Consider the following 4,280-nt stretch of genomic DNA (forward strand, 5'->3'; position numbering starts at 1 on the left):
ACCCCACCCCTCCCATCTTTTTTTTTTTTGGTGTGTCTTTGTGTTTTTTTTTTTATACCCGGGGGGCGCCCCCCCCCCCCCCCGGCGGGCCCCCCCCCCCTCCGGCACGTCCGGGCTCAGCCCGCGGCGGCGACGCCCGCCTCACCCATCGCGCCGATCCGCCCGAGCAGGTCGACGATCCGGGACTGGACGTCCTCGCTGGTGGAGCGCTCGGCGAGGAACAGCACCGTCTCGCCGGTGCGCAGCCGGGGCAGTTCGCGCGGGTCGAGGTCCACCGAGGTGTAGACCACGAGCGGGGTGCGGTGCAGCCGGTCGTTGGCGCGCAGCCAGTCCAGCAGTCCGATCCGGCGGCGGCGGATCTGGAACAGGTCCATCACCACCAGGTTGGGCTGCACGCTGCTGGCCCGGGCGACGGCGTCGTTCTCGTCCACCGCGTGCTCGACGTGCATGCCGCGCCGCTCCAGGCTGCTGATCATGGCGGCGGCGATGTCCGGGTCGCCCTCGACCAGCAGCACCCGCGGGGCGTGGTGCTCGCCGTCGCGCGGGGCCAGGGCACGCAGCAGCACGGCCGGGTCGGCGCCGTACGCGGCGTCCCGGGTGGCCTGGCCGAGGCCCGCGGTCACCAGCACCGGGACCCGGCTGTTGAGCGCCGCGGTGCGCAGCGACTGCAGCGCGGTACGGGTGATCGGGCCGGTCAGCGGGTCGACGAAGAGCGCCGCCGGGAAGGCGTTCGCCTGGGCGTCCACCTCCTCGCGGGAGCGGACGATCACCGGCAGGTAGCCGCGGGCCTGGAGCGCCTGGCCGGTGGCCGGGTCGGGCTCGGGCCAGACCAGCAGCCGGCGGGTGTTGGCCAGTTCACCGGACGCGGCCTGCGGCTGCTCGGCGTCCGGGCGGTCGCTCCGGGCGGCGGGCAGTTCGGCCAGCGCGCGCGGCGCGGCCGGTACGGGCGGCTGCGGGGCGACGGGCACCGGGGCGGCGGACGGTCGCGGCGGCGCCAGTTCGGCCAGTCCGCTGCCGACCGGGCGGGGTCCGCCCGGCTCCTCGGCAGCGGGCAGCGCGGGCCGGGCCGGCTCCAGCGCGCCGCCGGTCTGCGCAGCGGGTGCTCCGGCCGGGGCGTCGGCGCCGGGCCCGGGCGGTACGGAGAGCCGGCGGCGGCGCCCGGTCGGTGCCACAGCGGGTTCGGCCGGGGCGGGTGCCGGACCGGCCGGCAGGGCGTGTTCCAGGCCGGGGTAGACCGGGGTGTCGCCCACGCCGGGGAGCGCGAAGCCGCCCGAGGAGTCCTCGGCGGAGGGCAGGGCACGGCGTCTGCGCGGCTTGGCCTCGCCGCCGTCCTCGGCGGCGCCGTTCGGCGGCGGTTCGACGGGAGCGGAGGTGGGCGCGGACGTAGGAGCGGAGGAGGGGGTGGCGTCGGCGGGCGCCGGGCCGAGCGCCAGCGGCTCACGGCCGGCCGGCCGGCCCTGCGCGGGGCGCGCGCCCTCCACGGGTACGGCGTAGGCGGGGCCGGAGCGGCCGTCGTCCTTGCCCCAGGGGTCGCTCTGCGCCGCCTCCGGGGCGGCCGGGCCGGGGCGGCCGTAGGCGGGGTCGTTGCCGGTGCCGTTCCACTGCTCGGGGACGGCCCGCTCGACCCGGGCGGGGGCGTTCGGCCACTGGTCGGCGGGAGCGGTCGGGTCGGAGCTCCCGGAGGGTCCGGCTTCGATGGCGGGCCGGCCGCGGCGGCCGCGGCGCTCGGCCGGGGCCTCCTCGGCGGGTGCCTGCTCCGGCTCGGCGGCCTCCCGGGTGACCGGCGCGTCGCCGGGGCGGCCGGGGCCGGTCGGGGTGCCGGTGGGGGTCGGGGTGCCGGAGGCGGGGGCGGGCCGGGTGGATCCGGCGGCGTCGCCGCTGGTGGGCAGCTGCGGAATGCCCGGCAGCTCGGGCAGGACGGCGCTGTCGCCCTCCTTGGGCCGGTCCGAGCGGCCCTCGGCGGAGGCGCGTTCGGCGGCGGCCTTCGCGGCGGCCGGGTCCAGCGGCAGCTCGACCACGTAGGTGGTGCCGGCCTTGCCGGGCAGCTCGTGCGGCTGGAGCACGCCGCCGTGGCGCTCGACCACCGCGCGGGCTATCGGCAGGTGGACGGGGCTGCCGCCGACGCCGGGGCCGCGGATCTCGACCCGGGCGACCTCGCCGCGCTGGGCGGCGGCCAGGACGACGGTCGGCGGTTCGGCGGGAGCCGGCGGGGTGGGCGGGCCGCCCAGCCCGGGCACGGACAGGCCGGGGACGGACAGGCCGGGGGAGGGGGCGGTGGGGGCGTCCAGCGCGAGGCCGGTGCCGCTGACGTCGGCGACCAGGTGGGCCAGCGCCTGGGCGAGTCGCCGCTCGTCGGCGATCACCTCGACCGCGGCGGCGTGCACCGAGAAGCGCACCCGGCCGGGGCCGACCAGCTCGCCGGCCTCCTCGACGGCCCGGCGGACCACCTTGTCCAGGCCGACCGGGACCTGCTTCGCGGTCCGGCGCCCGCCCTTGCCGTCCTTGCCGTCCTTGGTCTCCTTGGCGTCCTTGCCGTCCCGGCCCTCGGCCGGTGCGCCCTCGCCGGCCTCGGAGCGCTGGTGCTCCAGTACGCCGTCGATCAGCTTGCCGAACCGGCGGCACTCGTCGGCGAGCCGGCGCAGGGTCCAGTTGGCCTCGGGCCAGAGCTGCCCGGCGGGGTCGGCGGCGAGGCGGTCCAGCCGCTGGTTCAGCGCGCTCAGCGCGCCGCCGAGCTCGTTCTCCAGGACGGCGGTGAGGTGCTCGTTGCGGGCGACCAGGGCGAGTTCGCGGCTGCGGTCGGTGAAGGTCATCACCGCGCCCACCAGTTCGTCGCCGTCCCGGACCGGGGCGGTGGTGAGATCGACGGTGACCGGGCGGCCGTCCTTGCGCCACAGCACGGTGCCGCGCACCCGGTGCTTGCGCCCGGAGGTCAGGGTGTCCAGCAGCGCGGACTCCTCCAGCGCCAGCGGGGTGCCGTCGGCCCGGGAGTGCTGGATCAGCGGGTGCAGCTCGCGCCCGCCCAGCTCGCTCGCCCGGTACTCCAGGATGTGCGCGGCGGCCGGGTTGACCAGGACGCAGCGGCCTTCGAGGTCCACGCCGAGCACGCCCTCGGCGGCGGCCCGCAGGATCATCTCGGTCTGCTTGTGCTGGCGGCGCAGTTCGGTCTCGACGCCGAGCCGCCCGGAGAGGTCGCGGACCAGCAGCAGGAGCAGGTCGGAGGACGAGGAGGCGCGGGGGCCGTCGCGGTAGGGCTCGTAGGGGGAGCGTCCGTAGCCGTCGCCGCCGTCGGTGGCGAAGTCGTTGCCGGAGACCTCGACCGGGAAGGTCGTTCCGTCGGTGCGGTGGGCGGTCATCCGGACCGGACGGTCCAGGGCGTCGGCGTCGCGGGTGGCCGGGCGCATCGAGCCCGGGATCCGGCTGGGATCGAACTCGGGCAGCAGGCCGAGCACGCCCATGCCGACCAGCGAGGTGCCGGGCGCCTGCAGCGCCTGGACCGCTGCGCTGTTGGCGTCCACCACGGTGCCGTTGCTGTTCACCAGCAACAACGCTTCGGGCAGGGCGTCGAGTATGGCGTCGAGGCGAGCAGCGCCTCGGATCGGCCTGCTGCTCACGTCGACAGGTCTCCTCGGCTCAAGGCAGCTCCTCCGGAGTCGGCAGTATCTCATTCTTCTTTGCGGCGGGAGTGACCCGCCTAGTAACGTTGGCGGTGGTTGGTGCCGAGCCCCACGGTTGTGGCATCATCACTGACACACGGAACGGGTCCGCTCGCGCGGGTACGGTCCATGTGGGGAGGCTTCGCCTAGTCCGGTCTATGGCGCCGCACTGCTAATGCGGTTTCGGGGTTATTCCTGATCGAGGGTTCAAATCCCTCAGCCTCCGCCAGCCGGGGAGCCCCGTCGACGATCACGTCGGCGGGGCTCTTCGCATGTCCGGGGCCCGTTCGCCGGCCGGCCGGGACGGGGCCCGGGGTGGCCTTCCCGGGGTCGGATCAATCGATTTCGTCCTACGTCGCAGGTCATGTAATGTTGTCCACGCAACGCCCCGGGGGCATGGTTCACCAGGGCGAGCGCTCATAGCTCAACGGATAGAGCACTTGACTACGGATCAAGAGGTTGCAGGTTCGAATCCTGCTGAGCGCACCAAACTCCGCAAGATCGGGTTCGCCCGTTCCTTGCGCTCATAGCTCAACGGATAGAGCACTTGACTACGGATCAAGAGGTTGCAGGTTCGAATCCTGCTGAGCGCACCAGCGAGAAGCCCCCCGCCCCCCGCCGGGGGCG

Annotated in this window: 1 protein-coding gene and 3 tRNA genes; 3 read left to right on the forward strand and 1 reads right to left on the reverse strand. The window is 75.4% G+C overall.

The window, feature by feature from the left end; translation table 11 throughout:
• Positions 1-116: 116 nt before the first annotated feature.
• Entirely contained in the window at positions 117-3,611 is a 3,495-nt protein-coding gene (locus ACFWXO_RS11850; protein ID WP_380523406.1) for a PAS domain-containing protein, read from the reverse strand.
• A 177-nt stretch (positions 3,612-3,788) separates the two neighbouring features.
• Between ACFWXO_RS11850 and ACFWXO_RS11855 the strand changes: the two genes are divergently transcribed.
• From ACFWXO_RS11855 to ACFWXO_RS11865, 3 genes are all read left to right on the forward strand, one after another.
• Positions 3,789-3,882 (forward strand) — tRNA-Ser (locus tag ACFWXO_RS11855).
• A gap of 184 nt (positions 3,883-4,066) precedes the next feature.
• Positions 4,067-4,142: transfer RNA gene (locus ACFWXO_RS11860), tRNA-Arg, on the forward strand.
• Between the two features lie 31 nt (positions 4,143-4,173).
• Positions 4,174-4,249 (forward strand) — tRNA-Arg (locus ACFWXO_RS11865).
• Positions 4,250-4,280: the final 31 nt, after the last annotated feature.

It is taken from the genome of Kitasatospora sp. NPDC059088 (genome assembly GCF_042738155.1).
Lineage (GTDB): Bacteria > Actinomycetota > Actinomycetes > Streptomycetales > Streptomycetaceae > Kitasatospora.